General features: G+C 47.6%; 17 protein-coding genes and 7 pseudogenes. 5 read left to right on the plus strand and 19 right to left on the minus strand.

Annotated features, from left to right (window positions below):
• Positions 1-5: 5 nt before the first annotated feature.
• The 4 genes and pseudogenes from ASL14_RS24935 to ASL14_RS24950 form a co-directional block, all read right to left on the minus strand.
• The gene (locus ASL14_RS24935) at positions 6-653 is read right to left on the minus strand and encodes an FtsX-like permease family protein (protein ID WP_134914150.1); all 648 of its coding nucleotides are present in this window, start codon (positions 651-653) and stop codon (positions 6-8) included.
• Between the two features lie 64 nt (positions 654-717).
• On the minus strand, positions 718-1491 hold the full coding sequence (locus ASL14_RS24940) for an ABC transporter ATP-binding protein (RefSeq protein WP_025682142.1): 774 nt from the start codon (positions 1489-1491) through the stop codon (positions 718-720).
• 140 nt (positions 1492-1631) lie between these two features.
• Complete coding sequence (locus tag ASL14_RS24945) at positions 1632-2627, minus strand: sensor histidine kinase (RefSeq protein WP_134914152.1); 996 nt, start codon at positions 2625-2627, stop codon at positions 1632-1634.
• Positions 2624-3324, minus strand: a pseudogene (locus ASL14_RS24950) (response regulator transcription factor). Before ASL14_RS24950 ends, ASL14_RS24945 begins: the two are co-directional and overlap by 4 nt.
• 290 nt (positions 3325-3614) lie before the next feature.
• Between ASL14_RS24950 and ASL14_RS24955 the strand changes: the two are divergent.
• Positions 3615-5116: pseudogene (locus ASL14_RS24955) on the plus strand (alpha/beta hydrolase family protein).
• A gap of 358 nt (positions 5117-5474) precedes the next feature.
• Positions 5475-5681, plus strand: coding sequence for a helix-turn-helix domain-containing protein (locus ASL14_RS24960; RefSeq protein ID WP_134914154.1), 207 nt, complete (start codon positions 5475-5477; stop codon positions 5679-5681).
• Positions 5682-5899: 218 nt separating this feature from the next.
• Here ASL14_RS24960 and ASL14_RS28575 read toward each other — a convergent pair whose 3' ends face one another.
• Positions 5900-6064, minus strand: a complete 165-nt coding sequence (locus ASL14_RS28575) for a hypothetical protein (protein ID WP_223264401.1) — start codon at positions 6062-6064, stop codon at positions 5900-5902.
• Here ASL14_RS28575 and ASL14_RS29720 point away from each other — a divergent pair.
• The gene (locus ASL14_RS29720) at positions 6002-6151 is read left to right on the plus strand and encodes an IS3 family transposase (RefSeq protein WP_223264393.1); all 150 of its coding nucleotides are present in this window, start codon (positions 6002-6004) and stop codon (positions 6149-6151) included. The two genes, ASL14_RS28575 and ASL14_RS29720, sit on opposite strands and share 63 nt — an antisense overlap.
• 226 nt (positions 6152-6377) lie before the next feature.
• Here ASL14_RS29720 and tnpC read toward each other — a convergent pair.
• The 8 genes and pseudogenes from tnpC to ASL14_RS25015 all read right to left on the minus strand — a co-directional run bounded on the left by tnpC (position 6378) and on the right by ASL14_RS25015 (position 14345).
• Positions 6378-7924 (minus strand): annotated as a pseudogene (gene tnpC, locus ASL14_RS24975) (IS66 family transposase).
• A gap of 69 nt (positions 7925-7993) precedes the next feature.
• Positions 7994-8347 (minus strand): IS66 family insertion sequence element accessory protein TnpB, encoded by a 354-nt coding sequence (gene tnpB / locus ASL14_RS24980; RefSeq protein ID WP_134914158.1) that lies wholly within the window; start codon positions 8345-8347, stop codon positions 7994-7996.
• Complete coding sequence (tnpA, locus tag ASL14_RS24985; protein ID WP_134914160.1) at positions 8341-8682, minus strand: IS66 family insertion sequence element accessory protein TnpA; 342 nt, start codon at positions 8680-8682, stop codon at positions 8341-8343. Before tnpA ends, tnpB begins: the two co-directional genes overlap by 7 nt.
• Positions 8683-9056: 374 nt before the next feature.
• A pseudogene (locus ASL14_RS24990) lies at positions 9057-10042 on the minus strand (aldo/keto reductase).
• Between the two features lie 199 nt (positions 10043-10241).
• Positions 10242-11228, minus strand: a complete 987-nt coding sequence (locus ASL14_RS24995) for an aldo/keto reductase (protein ID WP_189338281.1) — start codon at positions 11226-11228, stop codon at positions 10242-10244.
• A gap of 41 nt (positions 11229-11269) precedes the next feature.
• Positions 11270-12309 (minus strand): annotated as a pseudogene (locus tag ASL14_RS25000) (NAD(P)-dependent alcohol dehydrogenase).
• A gap of 326 nt (positions 12310-12635) precedes the next feature.
• Positions 12636-13223: an SDR family oxidoreductase gene (locus tag ASL14_RS25010; protein ID WP_134914633.1), complete on the minus strand. Its 588-nt coding sequence runs from the start codon at positions 13221-13223 to the stop codon at positions 12636-12638.
• 27 nt (positions 13224-13250) lie between these two features.
• Positions 13251-14345, minus strand: coding sequence for an MFS transporter (locus ASL14_RS25015; protein ID WP_223264394.1), 1095 nt, complete (start codon positions 14343-14345; stop codon positions 13251-13253).
• 265 nt (positions 14346-14610) lie between these two features.
• Between ASL14_RS25015 and ASL14_RS25020 the strand changes: the two genes are divergently transcribed.
• Positions 14611-15528: an AraC family transcriptional regulator gene (locus ASL14_RS25020; protein WP_134914166.1), complete on the plus strand. Its 918-nt coding sequence runs from the start codon at positions 14611-14613 to the stop codon at positions 15526-15528.
• 145 nt (positions 15529-15673) lie between these two features.
• On the opposite strand, the gene ASL14_RS25025 is transcribed toward ASL14_RS25020, so the two are convergent.
• The 4 genes and pseudogenes from ASL14_RS25025 to ASL14_RS25035 form a co-directional block, all read right to left on the minus strand.
• Positions 15674-16411, minus strand: coding sequence for an aldo/keto reductase (locus ASL14_RS25025; RefSeq protein WP_250636799.1), 738 nt, complete (start codon positions 16409-16411; stop codon positions 15674-15676).
• Positions 16396-16656, minus strand: a complete 261-nt coding sequence (locus tag ASL14_RS29020; protein ID WP_250636800.1) for an aldo/keto reductase — start codon at positions 16654-16656, stop codon at positions 16396-16398. The genes ASL14_RS25025 and ASL14_RS29020 overlap by 16 nt, the downstream gene beginning before the upstream one ends.
• Positions 16657-16678: 22 nt before the next feature.
• Positions 16679-17424 (minus strand): annotated as a pseudogene (locus tag ASL14_RS25030) (SDR family oxidoreductase).
• A 77-nt stretch (positions 17425-17501) separates the two neighbouring features.
• Positions 17502-17831, minus strand: a complete 330-nt coding sequence (locus ASL14_RS25035; protein WP_134914168.1) for a carboxymuconolactone decarboxylase family protein — start codon at positions 17829-17831, stop codon at positions 17502-17504.
• Between the two features lie 202 nt (positions 17832-18033).
• Here ASL14_RS25035 and ASL14_RS25040 point away from each other — a divergent pair, with 202 nt between their 5' ends.
• Positions 18034-18576, plus strand: coding sequence for a TetR/AcrR family transcriptional regulator (locus tag ASL14_RS25040; protein WP_023988832.1), 543 nt, complete (start codon positions 18034-18036; stop codon positions 18574-18576).
• A gap of 40 nt (positions 18577-18616) precedes the next feature.
• Here ASL14_RS25040 and ASL14_RS25045 read toward each other — a convergent pair whose 3' ends face one another.
• Both ASL14_RS25045 and ASL14_RS25050 read right to left on the minus strand, forming a co-directional pair.
• Positions 18617-19609, minus strand: coding sequence for a Gfo/Idh/MocA family protein (locus ASL14_RS25045; RefSeq protein ID WP_134914170.1), 993 nt, complete (start codon positions 19607-19609; stop codon positions 18617-18619).
• 1 nt (position 19610) lies between these two features.
• Positions 19611-20419: pseudogene (locus tag ASL14_RS25050) on the minus strand (Gfo/Idh/MocA family protein).
• Positions 20420-20447: the final 28 nt, after the last annotated feature.

Consider the following 20447-nt stretch of genomic DNA (forward strand, 5'->3'; position numbering starts at 1 on the left):
TTTAACTAGAAACGATATGATGTATCCGGCAAGAAGAAGGCAGAACGCTGTAATTGAAAGAAAACGGATGATTTAGGCTCAGGCTTCGGTTTGGCGCCACCTTTCAGCAGATCGATCGGCTTGCTGGCCCGTACGAATGCGGCAGTGAACGCGGAGATGACGAGAAACAACAGCACGAATGCGGACAGAGTGAGCAGAATTGCTTTGCTTGGCATGTAGTATGGCAGCGGGCTCATCTGCATCACATCGGCTCCGATCATCATGAATAGCTTGGCGAACAGCATGCCGGCGGCAAGACCTGCCACAATGGAAGCGAAACCGATCACCGTGCTCTCGATAAAGACTATGCGTCGCAGCTGATTGTAGGTCATGCCGTGCATGATGAGCACGCCGAATTCCCGTTTGCGGGATTTCAGGAAGGCACTGACGGAATAGAATACGAAGAAGATGGAGAACACATAGACGATATATTCCGCAACCGTCATTGCCGTAACGGCCGACCAATTGAAATCAGAATTTTTAATTGCAGGGTGAAAAATAAAAAAAGCATAAATGAAAAAGATCATCACCGAAAACGCGCTGCTCAGAAAAAAAGCGGCATACGTTCGTTTGTTCCGGCTTACATTGCGGAAGGCAAATTGTCGAAACGTCATTTATTGACCCTCCCGACCTATTGCCGTAATGGTCATCATGGAAAGGATAAGCCGGGAACTCCTCTTAATTGACACGAAGCGGTGAAAGCTCATGTGCATTCCCTCCCATTAGTGAAAGCATATCGATAATCTGTTGGAAGAAGGCCTGCCGGTTGTTTCCCCGGTAAAATTCATTATAGAGCCGACCGTCCTTGATGAATACGACCCGGTGGCAGTAGCTAGCCGCGAGAGCGTCATGGGTGACCAGCAGCATGGTCGTATGATCGGTTTGGTTGATGGCCTCCATGGTTTCCATCACATCTCGAGAGGATTTGGAGTCGAGATTTCCTGTCGGCTCATCGGCCAGCAGCAGCGAAGGGGAATGAATGATGGCCCTTGCGATGGCAGCCCTCTGCCGTTGCCCTCCCGACACTTCATAGATTCGTTTATTCAGAATTTGGGTGATGCCCAGTTTTTCGGCCACCAGATGAAGCTTGGCGTCCATCTCCTTCACGCTTTTCCCATCCAGCGTAAGAGGGAGAATGATATTTTCCCCGATGGTCAGCGTATCTAGCAAATTAAGATCCTGAAAGACAAAGCCCAGCTTCCGTCTGCGGAACAGGGCCAGATCGTGTTTGGATAACAAATGGGGGTTTTCCCCATTAATCAACACTTCCCCGGAGGTAGGCGTGTCGATTGTGGATACTACGTTCAGCAGCGTTGTTTTGCCGCTGCCTGAAGGACCCATAATCCCGACAAACTCGCCTTTCTCGACAACCAGATTCATGTCGCTCATCGCCCTATACGCGATACTGCCATCATAAACTTTTCCCAGATTGCGCACGATTAACATATCCATATCAAGCATTCTTCCTTTCATACGGTCGGAATTTCGAATTTCCAAGGCTCTCTCGCATAATCATAACCGATCCTCAATCGCTATCCCATCGATTATTCTTAAACAAATCTTACAATGCTGTAATAAAAAACAAAGCATGTTCATAGAGCATGAACATGCGCGATTCCCATCCATATACGTACTGCTGTTCCTTGTCCCTGCTCGGATTCAAGCTCGACGCGATGATCAAGCCGCGAGGCGATCTCCCGAACCAGGTAGAGCCCCATGCCGGTGGATTCGCCGAACCATCTACCGTTTTCCCCTGTAAAATACGCGTCGAAGACCCGCTTGATATCCTGTTTCGGGATTCCGGCGCCGTTGTCCCGAATCTCAAGAACGGCTCGCTGTCCGCGCACATCAGAGGTAATCATGACACGGCTGCTTGCGCCGGCCGAATACCGTACCGCATTGGTGATTAATTGGCCGAGTGCGAATGCAAGCCACTTGTCATCGGACATGACCATCAATCGGTCATCCACCTGGATTTCCGGGAAGACCTTATTGCGGATAAATAAATTTTTGTGTTCAGCCGTTACTTTCCCGACCAGCTGACGAAGATGCACCGGCTCCGCCACGAAATCCTGCTCGAACGCATCCAATCGTGAGGTATACAGCACCGTGTCAAGCCCCTTCTTCAGCTTGTCTATTTCCTCTCGAATGCTGTCAAAGAAGGGGTCGGTTTCTTTCTGAACCGCAAGGTGCATAACGGATAGCGGGGTTTTCATCTGGTGCACCCACTGATTGATAAAGGTGATGTGATCGTTTAGCTTCTTACGGTATCGTTGGATATCGTTCTGATAAAGACGATACTCCCCCTGGAGCAGATGCCCAAGTGCATCCGCGAGCGGTGCGTTCCCGACAAATTCGGCCGATTCGTCAATTGACGAAAGAGGACGAGTCAGTCTCCGATAAAATCGAAAATGGCGGATATAACGGTATATCAAGTAAAAAGCGAGCAAGGCCGTATTTACCATGCAGATGTACACAAGATCGAAGGTATTTCGGAAACCGGATAAGCGGCACATATAAACAGTCAGCAGAAGCTGTCCGGCATACATGAACACTAACGGAACATGCTCTCTCCAAAACAGCTTCATGGCTCCTCCCTCCAGAAAGGCCGCAGTTTATACCCGGCTCCCCGCACGGTTTCCAACGCTTCTTCAACGCCGAGCTCGGATAATTTTTTGCGGATGCGCGTGATATTGACATTAAGCGTGTTGTCGTCAACTAACTGTTGACCGTCCCACAGCTTGTTCAGAAGCCAATCGCGGCTGACCACCTTGGAGCTGCTTTCCATCAGTGTTTCCATCAGCAAGGATTCTTTATGACTGAGATCTACGGTTTTGCCGGATAAGGTCAGCTCAAGCCTTTCGGGATACAACACGAGTCCTGTGCATTCCACAGTCCGTTCCCTCTTGTTGGGGCGTATGAGCCATAAGCGCGGCGAAGCTGGCTCTTGATCTTGGCCATTACCACTTCATAATCGAAGGGCTTGGCGATATAATCGTCCGCCCCGTTCTCCAGCGCCATGACCTGCTCCATCTTGCCGTCGCGGGCGGAGATAAACAGAATCGGGCAGGTGGAGACCGTTCGGATTTGCCTGCACCAGTAATAGCCGTCGTAACGGGGCAGATTGACGTCCAACAGCACGAGATCCGGACGAATGCTCTGGAACACCTCCATAACTCGGTCGAACTCCTGGACCGCTTCAGCTCGATACCCGTATTTATCCATATATGATTGAAGCAGCTGCGCCAGCTTAAGATCGTCTTCTACAATCAGGATACTAAACATAGGACTTGGCTCCTTTTCTGATTTAAAAAAACACCAGCATGCCTTCGCCGAAGAGCGATTGGAACTTACTGTGTTTCTATGGTTTGAATAGGCTGGATTAGGTTCCGTTGTAAACTATTATAACCTTGCTCTTTCAAGCTGAAAAGAAACCGTTTTACTAGTCCTCCAAAACCGCAAGATCGAATTACAAAATTGTAAGGTAGATGTAAGGCAAATCGATAGCTTTGGCCAGCCTGACAGGATAAGATTGGAACAAACGAAAATAGAAATTTTTTAAAAGGAGAATCGAGATGAGGCTGTTTGAACTGTTGCTTTTTTTGTCAAACATCGGCTTGTTTGCATTAACAGTCCTATTAAAAAAAGGACGGCGTAGAATTCCAGTATTCGTTGCAAGCGGGATCGCCACACTTTTACTGGTCATTCATTGGATGGTGGAAGGATACAGAATTCAGCTATTTTTCCCATATTGCATAACGATCATTTTTTTAGCCATTTCAGGTTATAGCTGGTTTAAAAAAACCGGCCAAAAAAAATCCCACGATTCATGTTGGGTTCAGCTTATACCGCAATAGCGATAATGCTGGTCGTAACAGCGGGTCTCATGTATGCCTTTCCTGTATTTAGACTACCTGAACCGACAGGCGAATTTAAGGTAGGAACGCAAACTTTTCATTTCGTGGATACAAATAGGGAAGAGATTTTCGACGAAGCCAGAGATGGCAAGAGGGAATTGATGGTTCAGGTCTGGTATCCGACTCAAGCTAGCACCGGCAAGTACGCTCCCTTTATTCCCGATACCGAGATTTTACGTTATATGGCCGCGAACTATGGCCTTCCCGGGTTTACGTTTCAACACCTGAAGTACGTATCCAGTCATGCTTATTCGGGAGCGAAAGTCTCTTCGGCACAGACTTCATACCCGCTGATCCTTGCAAATCCCGGCAACGGCTCTTCCAGGTTCCTCCACACGTCGCAAGCCGAAAATCTCGCGAGTCACGGATATATCGTGGCAGTGATCGACCACACCTACAATACATTTGCAACCGAGTTTCCGGACGGTCGAATCACGACCAGCACAACCAACGACTTATTTTCGCCTGCCCATGATTACCGGACAGAAAGGGGAAATCGTGACAAGTTGGGAAAAGTTTTAACTGGCGATGTGGCGTTTACGCTGGACCAATTCGAGCTCATCCAATCGGGGCAGATTCCAAGTCATCTAAAAGGGAAGATTGATCTCGGTCATGTCGGGGTGTTCGGCCATTCCATCGGCGGAGCGACGGCCTATGACACTTCTTACGATCCGCGAATCACGGTTGGAATAGACTTTGATGGAGGGCTTTATCGACTGCGTGACAGAGAGGGTCTGCGAAAGCCGTTTTTGTTCATCAACTCGGAAAGCTATTTCGAAAAATTAAAAATGGTGATGGATAACCGGGTCTACACAGATGCAGAGCTTAACCGTATGGGATCAACAAGAGAGTGGGAGGATCAAGTAACGGAAGATAAAAAGTTGGAGCTTCAACGGATGCGCGAAACGGTCGACGAAGGGGGACAAGTCCTCTATATCGAAAATACGGAGCATTTGAATTTTACCGACGTACAATTCATTTCTCCGATTTTCAAAATGCTGGGCATTACAGGAAAGATTGCGCCCGAAAGAGCGAACTCCGTTATCAATGCCTATATGCTGGATTTCTTCGATAAGTATCTGAAAAATCAAGGCGGAATCTTAATGAAAGGACCGGATAGCCGCTTTCCGGAAGTGAAGTTCGTAACCTCGCTATTATAAATTACGGAACAGGCTACCCATTTTGATATGCTCCCCTTCAAGTAGACAGGTTTAATAAATAAACCGCTACTTGAAGGGGAGTTTTCCTTTGTCTAAGAAGAACGAATACAATAGGATTGAGAAACTAGCCATCATACAGGAGTTAAAAGCAGGATTGAGCAGTCGTGTGGAAGTAGCAAAAAACATAACATCAGCGTCACACCTTAGTGAAATGGCGACATCGCTATGAGTTGTACGGAATTGAGGGGTTAGAAATTCATTCCCACACTCGAGCGCCAGCCGAACACAACTCTCAGATTGGGTGAAGAAGTATAATGGTCATAGCAGCTTAAAAGCCTATAAAGGGGAAGCGAAAGCTATGAGCAAGGGGCGGCGGTCTACCAATCATCAGGAACGAATAGACATTGCTCTTTACTGTCTTGCCCACGATCATGACTACCGGAAGACAGCGGAACAGTATCAGGTTTCCTATCATCAAGTGTACCAATGGGTCAAGAAGTATAAGGAGCACGGTCCGGATGCTTTGCAAGATGGTCGGGGACGGAAAAAGCAGAAGAAGAGTTAACTGAATCTGACCGCCAGAAGCTTGAGATGAAGAAGCTGGAGTATGAAAATGAGCGACTTCGAGCGGAGAATGCTTTCCTAAAAAAGTTACACGAATTGCAAAGGAGGCGAGTCTAAGCGGACACCGGCAGAAAAGCATAATTACCTGGCTATCGAGTCCGTTCAACAGAAAGACTCGCTCAGCGTAAAGTGCTTTGTGAAGTGGCGGGGATCCCTCGGTCAAGTTATTACAAATGGCTGAGCCACAAACCAAGTTTGCGTCAGCAGTAAAATCAACGGCTTAGTCAAATCATGCTTCTTCTGTACGAGCGGGTTGGAGGTATTTATGGATACCGGAGATTGACTCTTCACTTGCGTCGACAAACCAATCAACCCATTAACCATAAGCGGGTAAACCGCCTTATGAAGTTGGCCGGAATCCAGTCGGTCATTCGTAGAAAGAGAAAGAAATATGCGCGTTCTACGCCCTAACATACTGCCGAAAATGTGTTGAATCGTAAGTTCCGAGCAGAAGCGCCGAATGAGAAATGGTTAACGGATATAACGGAATTTAGATACGGGAGTGCTCAAAAAGCTTATTTAAGCGCCATTCTGGATCTTCATGACAACACGATTGTCTCGTATGTATTAGGTCGGTAACCGTCCCATCACGTACAACTAGATCCATCTCCATCTAAGACCAAAAGTTTTGCGATACCTATCCCATAACGCGACAAGTAATCGGAAGCATAGATGACCATGGCAAATAAGGCTCGAGCGCCTCTGGATTTTGTGAATCCGGAAGCTGCGGAAGCTGCTCGAACAGGTACTTTAAATATTGAAATGGAAGAAGTCCGTTTTCCTTCGCCGTCTCGATGACGCTGTAGATCGACGCACTTGCCTTCGCGCCGCGAGGCGTATTCGCAAATAACCAGTTCTTTCTCCCGATTATGAATGGCTTGATCGAGCGCTCACTGCGATTATTATCGATCTCGAGCCGACCATCCTTCAGGAAGGCAGTCAATTTCCCCCACTGATTCAGGCTATAAGCAATCGCTTTTCCAACCAGACTCTTCGGCAGTGTTTGAGAGCGCTGTTGCTTGAGCCATACCGAATAAGCCTCCAGGATCGGAAGGCTTCGCTTCTTTCGCTCCGCATATCGTTCTTCTAGCGAAGCATCCTTCAGCTCGCGCTCAATGGCGAAGAGAGCATTGCAGTAAGCCAGTCCTTGACTAGCTATCGAATCCTTGTTACCTCTCGTCGCTGGCGGGGCTGCTTTCAATCGTATTTACGCCGCGCATGTGCCCAGCACCCCACAAGAGTCACACCAGGAACCTTATGATAGCCCGCATAACCATCGACATGCAGGTAACCTTTGAACCCGGATAAGAAGATTTGTGGATGCTTGCCGCCACGTGTCTTCTGGTAATCGTAGATGACCGCCGGCGCTACACCGCGTCCGGTGTGATACAGCCACAAATACGAGGACGATTGAGCAGACTTCCCAGGCTCACGCAGCACCTGCAGCGTCGTCTCATCTGCATGAAGCACATCCTGCCTTAGCAGATAAGCTTTCATCACGGAGACCAATGGCATGAGCCATTTCTGTGCACCATAGATCATCCAATTCGCCATCGTCTGACGAGATAACGTGTATCCAAGACGCGCGAAATGCTGCTCTTGCCGGTATAACGGCAAGCTGTCGACGTATTTCTGGCTCATAACGTAAGCCATGCTCGACGGTGATGCCAAACTTCCCGGATAAACAGGTTTTGGCATCGCAGCTGTGACGATCGGGGTTTCAATATCTTCACGTTCACAATGACGGCAGGCATACACATTTCGCACGTGACGGATGACCTTCACTTGTGGCGGTACAACGGCAATTTCATTACGCGTCTCTGTACTCATCTCGTGAAGGAACCCACCGCAGCACGCACATACTTGCTCGCCTTCCTCCAGTGAATAGGTGATTGTTTCTACTGGAAGCTTGGAGAGATCCTCTGTTCGCTTGCCGGATGATTTGCGCCGCTCGTAGGTAATTTGTTCAGACTGCGGCTCTTCACCAGCAGGTGCTGCAATCATTTCGGCTTCGTTGAACAACGGGAGTTCTAATTGATCCGGATGCGTCTGCTCGCTGGAAGCACCGAAACGCTTCTTCTGCGCTAAGCGGAACTGCTCTTCGTACCATTTGAGCTTGGCCGATAGTTCGATGATTTGTTGTTGTAGGGATTCGATGGTTGGCGTATCTGCATGTTTTTCCATACTTTACTCATTAGATAGAAAAACCCAATCCCTGTAAGTGCCTATGACGAAATGATTACAAAGATGTGTCTAAATGACGGTAACGGCATTAACCTTGGGATGGGCTTGCCGCTGGCTAAGTGAAAGACCATCCAGTAGCCAGCGAAGCTCCCTGCTGGAAATGGCTACTACTTCTTCCTTGCCTGTAGGCCATTGAAATCTGCCACGTTCTAGGCGGCGATAGTAAAGCCAGAACCCATTGTGATCCCAATATAGAATTTTGAGCTTGTTGCATGCCCGGTTACAGAATACGAATAAGCCGGAGGAGAACGGATTCAGACCAAAGCTTTCCTGAACGATGGCAGCAAGTCCGTCGATCGACCTGCGCAGATCGGTGGAATCACAAGCAAGAAACACACGCTGATTGCTTGGAAAGGTCAGCATGGTGAAGTAAGCGCGTGAATCACTTCGCGCAAAAGCATTGGGTCAAAGCCGGAATGAAGCTCGATACTGGCTTCACCGATATGAAGGATTAGAGAAGGAGAAGGAGAAACGCTGCCAGGTGGATCTACAGTGGCAAGAGGTACAAACTGTACGGGAGAAGTCTTTGGATTTGGAGTAGCTGAGGATGATACACGCTTTATTTTGTACAGCCAATATTTCAATTGTTCGACAGAACAATGATTTGCGGAGCACCAAGCTTTCATCGCGAGGCCACTTGCCCGATAGGCTGCGATACGTGTGTGCCAATCTTGTCTGCGTTGTTCTTTGGCATTCATGAGTTACCCTCCGTATTCAGGTTAATCTCATGATCTCATAGCTAGGTTAGTAGTTGAAGGTGTGGAGAGTTTGACGCTTACCTTTATATATAGATCTAGTCTGTATTGGTCGCAAGTTATAAAAAGGTTCATTTTTCTTTTGCAAACCCATTCAATTATCTTAAATTAGGATATTAACTATAATTGATCATAAATACACATTATTGTAATTCGGTTAGGAAAAGAACTTATATCGTTAAAACAAAAAAAGCCGCCAATATGGCGACTTCATAAGTCTATATGTCCTTGTCCTCCGACAAGTCCTTTTTAAAATACCTGATTACGCGCTTTGCGCTCACTGGTAGGATTTTTCGCTCAGTATTCCGCCTGCCTGTCTAGCTTAGATTGCCCGTCACAGGGTGCGGCACATAAGGCTCTTCCAGACTCGCAATTTCGTCCGCATCGAGCTTCACTGACAGCGAGGCAACCGCATCTTCCAGATGATGAAGCTTGGTTGCGCCGATAATCGGAGCAGTTACCGGCGCCTTCTGCAGCAGCCACGCCAGCGCTACCTGAGCGCGGGGAATGCCGCGTTTGGCGGCGACTTCAGCCACGCTCTCCACGACCTTGCGATCAGCATCAGCCATTGTTTTTCCGTAGAAAGCTTTTCCGACTTCGTCTTTCTCCGAGCGTGCCGTCTGCTCCTCCCAATCCCGGGTGAGCCTCCCTTTGGCCAGCGGACTCCATGGAATGACGCCGATTCCTTCTTCATGGCAGAGCGGCAGCATCTCCCGTTCTTCTTCCCTGTACAACAAATTCAAATGATTTTGCATGGAGACAAATTTCGTCCAGCCATTGCGTTCGGCTGTATGCTGAGCCTTCATAAACTGCCAGGCATACATGGAAGAAGCTCCGATGTATCTGGCCTTGCCGGCCTTCACGACATCATGAAGTGCCTCCATCGTTTCTTCGATCGGCGTTGTGTTATCCCAGCGGTGGATCTGATACAGATCGACGTAATCGGTGCCTAGCCGCTTCAGGCTGTTGTCGATTTCGTTCATGATCGCCTTCCTTGACAATCCTGTGCCGTTCGGGCCCGGGCTCATACGAAAAAAGACCTTCGACGCAATAACAACCTCGTCGCGCCGGGTGAAATCCTTCAGTGCACGTCCAACGATTTCTTCGCTGGTTCCGTCCGAATACACATTGGCCGTATCGAAGAAATTAATACCCGATTCCAGCGCTTTTTTGATAAACGGACGGCTTTCCTCCTCGTTCAGCGACCACGGAGCGATTCCGCGTTCTGGCAACTGTAGCTCATACAGCCAAGACACAGTCTTGAAACTTCCAATCCAGTACGGCCCAGCTTTACATATTCCATGTTTCACACACCCTTTAATGGATATGGAATAAGACAGTTGCCTTAATTCTCTTGCGCCCTTGCGTTCTAAAGTTTAACAGGACGGGCAACTGCTCAGATAACTTCTTCATCTTATTCACCCGCCATTCTACAATGTCGTTCCACGATTGAAAGAATCGCATCACTGTCGAATGACTTGAAGATCGGATCAAATACCAGTTCAAAGACCGGTTCTTCTCTCCAGTTCCTCTGTATATCTCTCGCCCATCAAAGGGATCTGCGAAGCTGCGTCGTTAATGTTCCGCACGTCTTCTGACGTAAGCTCAATGTCCGCCCCACCCAGATTTTCTTCCAGACGGCTCAATTTCCGCGTACCGGGGATTGGTACGATCCATAGTTTTTGGGCGAGCAGCCAGGCGAGTGCGATTTGGGCTGGCGTTGCTTTTATCTGCTCAGCCATTTCTTTCAGCAGGTCAACCAGCACTTGATTGGCCTCCAGAGCTTCAGGAGTAAAGCGCGGAAGAATGCTGCGCAAGTCGCCATGATCGAATGTCGTATTGGCGTTAAAACTTCCCGTCAGGTATCCCTTGCCCAAAGGACTGAACGGAACGAAGCCGATGCCGAGTTCTTCAAGGGTAGGTATTAGCTCCTCTTCAGGACGTCTCCACCACAGCGAGTATTCGCTTTGGAGCGCGGTGAGCGGCTGAACCGCGTGTGCACGGCGAATCGTTTTCACTCCTGCTTCAGACAATCCCCAGTGCTTCACCTTTCCTTCCCGAATCAGATTTTGCACAGCTCCCGCTACCTCTTCGATCGGCACATCCGGATCGACCCGGTGCTGATAGTACAGGTCGATGGCTTCAATCTTAAGACGTCTAAGTGATTCTTCGGCAACTTTCTTGATATGCTCAGGGCGGCTGTTCATCCCGGATTGCTTGCCATCCTGAATATTGAAGCCGAACTTCGTGGCAATCACGACTTGATCGCGAACAGGGAGGAGCGCTTCGCCCACGAGCTCTTCATTCGTGTAAGGTCCGTATACTTCGGCGGTATCGAAGAAAGTCACGCCGCGCTCTACGGCTTCCCGAATGACCGAGATCATTTCCTTCTTGTCTGAAGCAGGACCATAACCGTAGCTCATTCCCATGCATCCAAGCCCGATCGCCGAAACTTCCAGGCCGCTATTTCCCAATTTACGCTTTTGCATCATACATCTTCCTTCCTTAATATGATTTTATCTTTACCAAATTACAGAGTAGACATATCAATCACGAATCGATAACGTACATCGCTGCGAAGAACACGCTCATAAGCTTCATCCACCTGGTCGGCGCGAATGACCTCGATTTTAGGTGCAATGCCGTGTTGAGCGCAGAAATCAAGCATCTCCTGCGTTTCCCGGATTCCGCCAACGTTCGAACCGGCAATACTCCGGCGACCCATAATCACGGAAAAGGCATGGTAGTGATCCGGCTCAGCTGGTGCACCGACATTGACAAGCGTTCCATCCACGCGAAGCATGGATAAATACGCATTGACATCAAGATTGACGGAGACTGTATTCAGAATGAGATCAAAAGAGCTGGCCAATTCAGTAAACGCACCCGGGTCATTGGTTACAAAATAATGGTCTGCTCCCATCTCCAGCGCTTCGTCTTTCTTGTTTATAGAATGACTCAGAACCGTAACTTCAGCACCCATGGTATGCGCGAATTGGACCGCTATATGTCCAATACCGCCCATACCCACAATGGCGACCTTCTTGCCCGGCCCAACATTCCAGTGCTTCAAAGGAGAGTAGGTAGTGATGCCTGCACACAAGAGTGGGCTTGCTGCATCCAGTTCCAGAGCGTCAGGAATACGGACGACGAATCTTTCCTTTACTACGATTTTTTGGCTATATCCGCCGTATGTTACATTGCCTTCGTAGTCCGGTGTATTAAAGACCAGGACAACGCCTTTTGTGCAGAACTGCTCATCCCCCTGAGGCAATATTCGCATTCTCCGCAGGAGTCCACAAAACAGCCGACGCCAACGCGCGCTCCTACGGCAAATTGGGTGACTTCCGAGCCAACTGCAGTCACGATTCCTGTAATCTCATGGCCGGGAACCATAGGGAAGATGCCGGTTCCCCAGTCATTGTGTGCATTGTGAATATCAGAATGGCAAATGCCGCAGAACTTGATATCGATGTGGATGTCGTCCAGTCGAAGCTCTCTCCGCTCAATCATTGTCTTTTCAAAGGGCGCTTTTGCGCTTGGAACACTTAGAACATGAGTTTCGCACATATGTTTTTTCTCTACTCCTTCGCTCTAGTAAAGCAATAAAAGAACACAATTTGATTTATCAGTGATCAACTTAATTAAAGATGTCAATTATCTTTCTTTAGTTATTTGGCTTACTATCCTATCAAGAGAACTATTATATATTTGTTTGAAAGATTCATCCTCTTCAAACTCTATTAATGTGATAAGCCTTTGAACCAATAAATTCCCAAACCAACGATTCAAATTATTCATCTTCTCCCTTTTTAGAGACATCAGTCCCTTACTCCGCTCCAGCTTTAAACCCTCCACGACAGAGCACCTTAAAAATCCAGTTGCTTTATCTCTCCTTATTCGGGTTTGTTTATTCCTAAGCTGCGGCGAACTTCCAATTCAGGTGATTTAGCTAATTTAACGATCAAATCAGCAACACTCTTGCGCGAAACAACTGACCCTTTAAACGGTTCGCCTTTCTGAGTGGTCACATAGTCAATTTCATCTGAATTCGTAAACCATGCGGGTCTAAGGATTGTATATTCGAGGTCAGAGGCTTCAATGATTTGAGCTGATTTTCGATATGGATCTAGAATACTGCCATACTTCTCTCCCGGCACTTCATCATAAATGCCCATCGAACTGATAAAAATCAAACGTTTAACACCAGTGGCGCTCATAGCTTCTACGATGTTCTTGGCGTACTGTTCCAGATCACCAGCAAGATTGGCATAGACGACGTCCTTTCCAATCATGGCTTCTTTCAGCTTTTCCATATCCATGACGTCGCCTTCAATGACTTGTGCACGACTGGAATCAACATTTTCCAGTCGGCTGGACCTGCGCAAATAAAGTGCAAGCTGAGCATCAGTTTCCTTGAGGAACATGTCGATGGCCTGACGTGCAATTTGGCCGTTAGCGCCCAGGATTAAGATATTATTCATTTTCATCACTCCATCTACTTTTTTCATCTATTCGATTCTCGCGTAAGTGTGGGTACGTCCGAAGGAGACGGCAGCGATCGATAGACCTGTCAATACAGCGGCAGAACCGATCCAGCTAACGGCCATGACCGATGAACTTCCTACGGCGATTCCTCCAATGCCTGCGCCTGCGGCGAAGCCGAGCTGTACAAAAGAGCTGTTTAGGCTAAGCATGATACTGGAGGCTTCCGAAGCGATTGAAATCAGATTGAAGTTCTGTGTCGGTCCAAATGACCAAATCGCAATCGCCCAGAGCATGAGAAGAGAGACGCTCATGCTTACCGATTCTGTGAATAGAGATAGTAGCACCAACGCAACGACCTGGACACTCATACTGATGAGGAGCGTTCGGCTAGTGCCAATCCGGTCCGTCAGAAATCCGCCCGCTTTCGATCCGATCAGACTTGCGATGCCCAGAGCCAGAAGTACGGCACTGTTACCCTGCTCGCTTATCGGGATAAGTGTAGCCAAGAAAGGCGTGATATAGGTATTGACTGCCGAGTAGCCTATAAATACGAAGAAAGTCACGCCAAGGGCAGCAGCGATTTTCGGTTTCTTAAGATAGGAGAGTTGGCGACGTAAAGAAACGGGCGCTTCACTTTCGGAAGCCGGAATCGTACGGGCTACTGCAACGAGCGCAAGTAGGCTGAGAAATCCGAGTCCCCAGAAGATCGTCTTCCAGTCATACGCTCCAGCGACAACGCGGCCAATCGGAACGCCAAAGACCAGAGCAGCACTGAACCCCATAGCTACGTTGGACATCGCCCTTCCCTGCCTTCCGGGAGGCGCGAGCTGTGCAGCTGTCCCGTAGGCCGTGACGATAAACACTCCCGTCGCAACGCCGAGAGCGGCACGTGAGACCATCAGAAAGCCAAAGCCTGGAAGAGCTAGCGTGGAGACAACGCCGAGCAGCAAAATGCAGAGTGCAATCAACAGTTGGCGGCGTCGATCCAGCTTCGCCGCTGCCAGGATGACGAGCGGGGTGCCGATTGCATTGGCGAGCGAGAATGCAGTCGTAAGTTGCCCTGCCGCCGATACAGATACGCCGACAGAAGAAGCGACTTGATCCAGAATGCCGACGATAACAAATAAGCGACGTACCCACCAGGAAACTGATGAGAGTCAGCATGTAGATTTTCCAAGTATTATTCAAATGTAATCTTGCCTCCTTATTGCGGTGTTATCACCCCTTGCTTGATTCTGCGAGCTTAGTCTTATTATGCCGACCGGAGAAAGCGAAGCGGTATCTCATTCGTCTTAAATGATTGCCCAATCCTATCAAGACCACTTTTGCTACAGGCAGGTAAGTCTTATAATGGAACCAGACAAACCCGCAAGGAGGATTTGAATGTCCGAGAACATTCTTCAACAGCAGCAGGAGCTCACCGGATTGATCAAGCGTCACTCGCTTCAGAATAGCTCCAGGGAAACGGCGATCCCTTCCCTATTTTTCTATCAGCATTCCAGCATAACCGAGCCCGCTTATCGGGTTTACAAGCCTTCTTTTTGTGTTGTCGTTCAAGGTTTGAAAGAAATTTTGCTGGCACAGGAGAGATTTGAATATGGACCATCCAATTATCTGATCGCTTCCATGAATCTGCCTGTGATCGGTCAAATCATAAAAGCTTCTGCTGACTCTCCTTACCTGAGTCTCAAGCTCGAATTTACACAGAACCAGATCCTTGAAGTGCTGAACGATTGTGATATTAAGGTCACGTCAAAAGATAACGCCAAACGTGCCCTGTTCGTCGGCCAGATGGAATCGTCCATTCAGGACGCCGTGCTCAGGCTTGCCCGTCTGCTGGACACCCCGGGAGAAATCCCGTTTCTCGCCCCTCTTTACACGAAAGAGATTCTATACAGGCTGCTGCAGGGACCCTATGGAGCCGAATTGGCTCAGATTGCGGTCGAAGGAAGCAGCACCTATCGGATCCGGGAAGCTATCGACCATATTGTCCGAAATTGGGATCAGTCTTTTCGGATCGAAGATCTCGCGGAGACCGCCAGTATGAGCGTTTCTTCGTTCCATCGGCATTTTAAAGAGGTAACCGCTATGAGCCCGCTTCAGTTCCAGAAGCAACTGAGACTTCAGGAAGCCCGCCGCCTCTTATTGGCTGAATCGGCGGACGCCGCGGACGTCGCTTTCAGAGTCGGTTATGAGAGTTCCTCCCAGTTCAGCCGCGAATACTCCCGCATGTTCGGGGCCCCTCCGAGAGCGGACATCAAGCGATTGAAGGAAAAATACGACCAGGTCATGAATGACTGAGCATCCGGACCGGTCGGCGAAGAAGCCAAAAGGGGCGGTTACGGTCGTCCCTTTTTCGGTATGATTCGGTTAACTTCGCAGCGAGGTTCCTATTAAACCTGGAACGCCGACGACTCCCCAACATTATTTAGGTGGTCTTCGGTCTTCAAGCCCAATTCGGCAGCAGCGTCTCGCCCCGGTCTGTAGCAGGTACGGGAGTCATCGAAAGTCTGGAAATCTCATCGCGCCACTCTGGAGTCATCTCTACATCGACAGCGCCCAGCGAGTCTTCCAGCTGCGCGAGGTTTCTTGCGCCAATAATTGGCGCCGTGACCATAGGATTGGACATCGCCCAGGCTACCGCAAGCGTCGAGGGTTTCACGCCTCGTTCAGCAGCATGTGCAGTAAAGCGGTCGGCGACGGCAAAATTCATTTCATCCGCATAACGGTCCGTATACCGCTGCTCTTCGACCAGCCGCCCTTGTTCCGGTCGTTTGTTCGTTCCGTATTTGCCCGTAAGAATCCCAGCTCCCAGAGGGCTGTACGAAATGACCCCAATCTGCTCGGAAGCGGCAAGAGGTAGGATTTCTACCTCAGCCTGACGTTTGACCAGGTTGTACATCGGCTGGATCAATTCAAAGCGTGCCAGCTCCTCCTTGGCAGAGATGCCGAGCGCTTTGGCAATCTGCCAGGCCGACCAGTTGCTCACCGCTGGGTGAAGGATTTTGCCCTGCGCTTGAAGATCGTCGAGTGCACGAAGAGTCTCCTCCATTGGCGTATTTTCGTCGAACATATGCACGAAGTAGAAGTCGATGCGATCCGTCTTCAGGCGTCGCAGACTGTTTTCCACTTCAAGCATGATATGACGGCGGGAAAGCCCTCCAGCATTCACGTCCTGTCCCATCGGATAGAAACTTTGGTGCTCAGTACAATCTCATCCCGACAGTCCTCGATGCACTCGCCCAGAATTTCTTCGGAGCGACCCTGGCTGTAGACGTTTGCTGTATCAAAAAAGTTAATGCCAGCTTCGCGGGAGCGGTTGAACATTTTTTTGGATGTTTCTTCATCGGCATTTCCCCCGAAGGACATTGTGCCAAAACATAAATTTGAAACCTTGATTCCTGTTTTTCCTACTGTACGATAATTCATCGTCATTCCTCCTGCTGTTGACTTACGCCTGTTGTGTGGTAGGGCGAATAATCATTTCATTGATCGCAACGTCTCCTGGCTCTTCAATCGCAAAAGCAATCGCACGTGCGATACTTTCCGCTTTAATTGCTCCTTGATATAACTCATCGTACGCTTGTTTTAACTCTGCATCCGTGATTCCCTCCGTCAATTCAGTGCTGACAGCTCCTGGAGAGATATTCGTTGTACGAATCTGGGTACCACTGATCGCCTCTTCTTGACGTAAACCTTCCGTAATTGCCCTTACGGCATGTTTGGTCGCGCAATATACAGTGCCGCCTGGGTAGACATTATGTCCGGCAATAGAAGACAGATTAATGATATGACCAGATTTCTGTTCCCGCATCGCAGGCAGAACAGCAGCAATCCCGTATAATAGGCCCTTGATATTAATATCAATCATCCTATCCCATTCATTAATTTCTTCTTAAAGAGAAACGATTGCGGCATGACTCCGGCATTATTGATAAGTACGTCGATTTTCCCAAACTCTTGAAGTGCATACGAAGCCAACTCTTCCACTTGTTCATGCGATGTCACATCGGTTACTTTGTAGATGGCTGTACCCCCGCTTTGTTCAACTTCTTCTTGCAGCTTTTGTAAACGGTCTTCACGGCGAGCCGCCAGCACAAGCTTCGCACCTTTAGATGCCAGCTCTTTGGACGCTGCCTCTCCGATTCCGCTGGAAGCACCTGTAATAATAACGACTTTATCTTGAATATTGGACATAGTGAATGATCATCCTTTCTAATTTGAATTGCTTAATTGAGGTTCTGCGATTGGATATAAAATGTTTGCTTTGGGACTTAGTTTTCCTTTGCAAATACTTCTTTGGCCACTGTAATAGCGGACATCGCCTTCGGCCAGCCCGCATAAAAGGCAAGATGGGTAATGACTTCGATCAGTTCCTCTTCCGTAAGGCCGTTGTCTTTGGCTTTACTCAAATGAAAGCCCAGTTGTTCGGAATTTCCTCCGGTGATCAAGCTTGCTACGGTAATGAGACTGCGGTCGCGTGGGGCCAGCTCTTTGCGTTCCCATACGTCCCCAAACAGAACCTTGTCGGTCAGCTCGACGATCTTTGGTGAGAAGTCCCCAATCGTTCGCTGTGCAGCCGTAAGTTTTTGAGTATCTGACATGTGATATCTCCTCTTTCTTCATTTGCATTGATCCTTCATATAAATGCATCTATAATTGAAATAGATACATTATTGAACTTGTGTCTATTATTATAATCTGATACAGAATGCGTTCAATTGTTAAATGTGCTTGATTTGTTCATTAATAGACATATAAGTTAAAACAGTCAATTATCATTTAGAAATTTAGGGGTTGAACACAGTGAAAGTGGACCGGAGAATACTCAAAACACAGGAAGCCTTGAAAAAAGCGTTAACGGAGTTGATGGCCGAAAAGAGTTTCGACCATATTACAATTCAGGATCTATCCGACAAAGCGAATGTAAGCCGGGGAACCATCTATCTTCATTACGTGGACAAATATGATTTGCTGGATAAGCTGATCGCCGCACACATCAATGAACTTCGAAGATTATGTATTGAATCGGCTCATTTGAGCTTTACAGAGGCCGAAATTGTTTGGTTTGAATATTTTGAGGCTAACTATTTATTTTTCTCCACGATGCTGGTGAGCAAAGGCGCCCCTTACTTCCGCACTCAGTTTCTTGAATTTATGATCGATGAACTTCGGGAAGAGGTCGACATGAATGAAGCAAGAAATCGGGGACTAAACGAAGAAGTGGTTGTCCGTTATGCAGCGTCCGCTGTGGTGGGGATTATGGAGTGGTGGTTTTTGAACGATAAACCTCTCCCTCCTGTCGAGATGGCAGAGCAAATAGGCATGCTGTTGGACCGGAAATTGTAAATCTAGAGCGAAAAGAGTAGCAGACATATGTCTGCTGCTCTCAAAATGGTTTATCAGGGCCAAATACAAGATTGGCGGACTGCTTGGCTTTCTCAATGACATTCATGACCCTCTCGCTATGTTCAAGCATATCCGAGACTTTTTCCAAATCTTTTTCTCTGATAATACGGTCAAATTCAACGAATTCGTCATACATACGATGCGGATGATCTTTCAGGTCCACCCGAATTGGCGTTTCCTTATTCGCAGTGTAATCAAAGCAGTCGCATACATTAGCCGGACTTGCCATGTGTATATAGCCCTTATTACCTTGAATATTCACTGCATTGGGGGCCGTACTGTCTTTTGAACCTATGCAGACACACTTGAAATCACCGTAATCCAGCAGCAGCATACCTGAAGTATCAATTCCACGCTCCATGTTTGCCCAATACTCCACCTTCTTAGGGCTCCCGAAGAAACCAACAACCAAATGAATATTATATAAATTAATATCCATCAAGGCTCCACCAGACATTTCCGGATTAAAGGCAGGCCGGATTATTCCCGCTTTGAAAGCCTCATACCGAGATGAGTATTGAGAATAGTTGCATTCAACTATTTTGATCTCACCCAGCTTAGGTAGATATTCCTTCATTGACAAATAATTTTTCAGGTATTGATTCGTTATGGCTTCCACCAATACCAGTTTTCTTTGCTGAGCAATTTCTTTTAGCTCTAGAAATTCATGCAAATTGGAAGTAAACGGCTTCTCACAAATGACATGTTTACCACTCAATAATGCTTCTTTGGCATATGAATAATGAAGATGATTAGGCAGTCCGATATAGACTGTATCTACATCACTATTCATCAACATCTCGCTGTAATCCGAATATATCTGAGATATACCATATTTATTTTGCCAATCCAGTAATTTCTCCTCGTGGCTAGGTCTAGAACAAATGGCCTTTAATAATATGGTGGGGATTTCCTGAATAAAGCTCAATAGATCCCCTACGATCATCCCTGCTCCGACAATTCCCAACTTCATTTTAGTTACACTCCTCTATACCTTTGTCTAGTATTTCCATAGAAGCTATCGTTTCTTCGTCTTTAATCACTTTTTCTTTGCCAAGTACGATCGACTGATAGATATCGTCATACACTCGGGCATAGTCTCCCTTTTCAGAAACAACTTTTTCTTCATGGTACTCGCCTTCATCATCCAGATATGTTAAGATGCCGTAATGCTCGGGCTGGTCGATGCCGAAATCGGCGTGTCCCTTAGGCAGATAGTATAATTTCAGATACTCCTCCTGACGATCCTTCGTTTGCTTTATAAAAACGCCTTTTTTGCCATATACAACAAAACTCGGACGGTCTTTTAAGCGAAAAAAGCTGGATTTGATGGATACCTTGAGCGAGCGATAATAAAAATCCAGATCAAAGTAATCATTCATTCTCCCGGGACCCAGCAATTGACGAATCGTAATGGATCGTGTCCGGTTTCCCAAAATAGGAAAGAACCTGGTCAATGGTATGAGCGCCATGTCCATATAGGTAACTGTTATATTTGGAAAAATGAGAAGTGGAGTTCGGGATCTCAGGGCGAAATAATCGTAATGCATCTCCACCTCCAGTAAATCTCCAAGCTTTCCTGATTCAATAACCTTCTTGGTAGTGAGGAAATCCGAATCGTAACGTCTATTTTGATAGCATTGTATAACCAGATTTTTCTCTTTAGCATATTGGAAGATCGACACGGCTTCTTCTTTGGTTAACATAAAAGGTTTCTCAATGAAAAAGGAAGATGATAACGGTTCGTGCTTTTCCCATTTCCAATATAACCGATGGTAAGCATATTATTTCCCCCTTAGGCTCTTTTTCAT

Origin of the sequence: Paenibacillus sp. IHB B 3084, assembly GCF_001447315.1 — a bacterium.
Taxonomy (GTDB): domain Bacteria; phylum Bacillota; class Bacilli; order Paenibacillales; family Paenibacillaceae; genus Paenibacillus.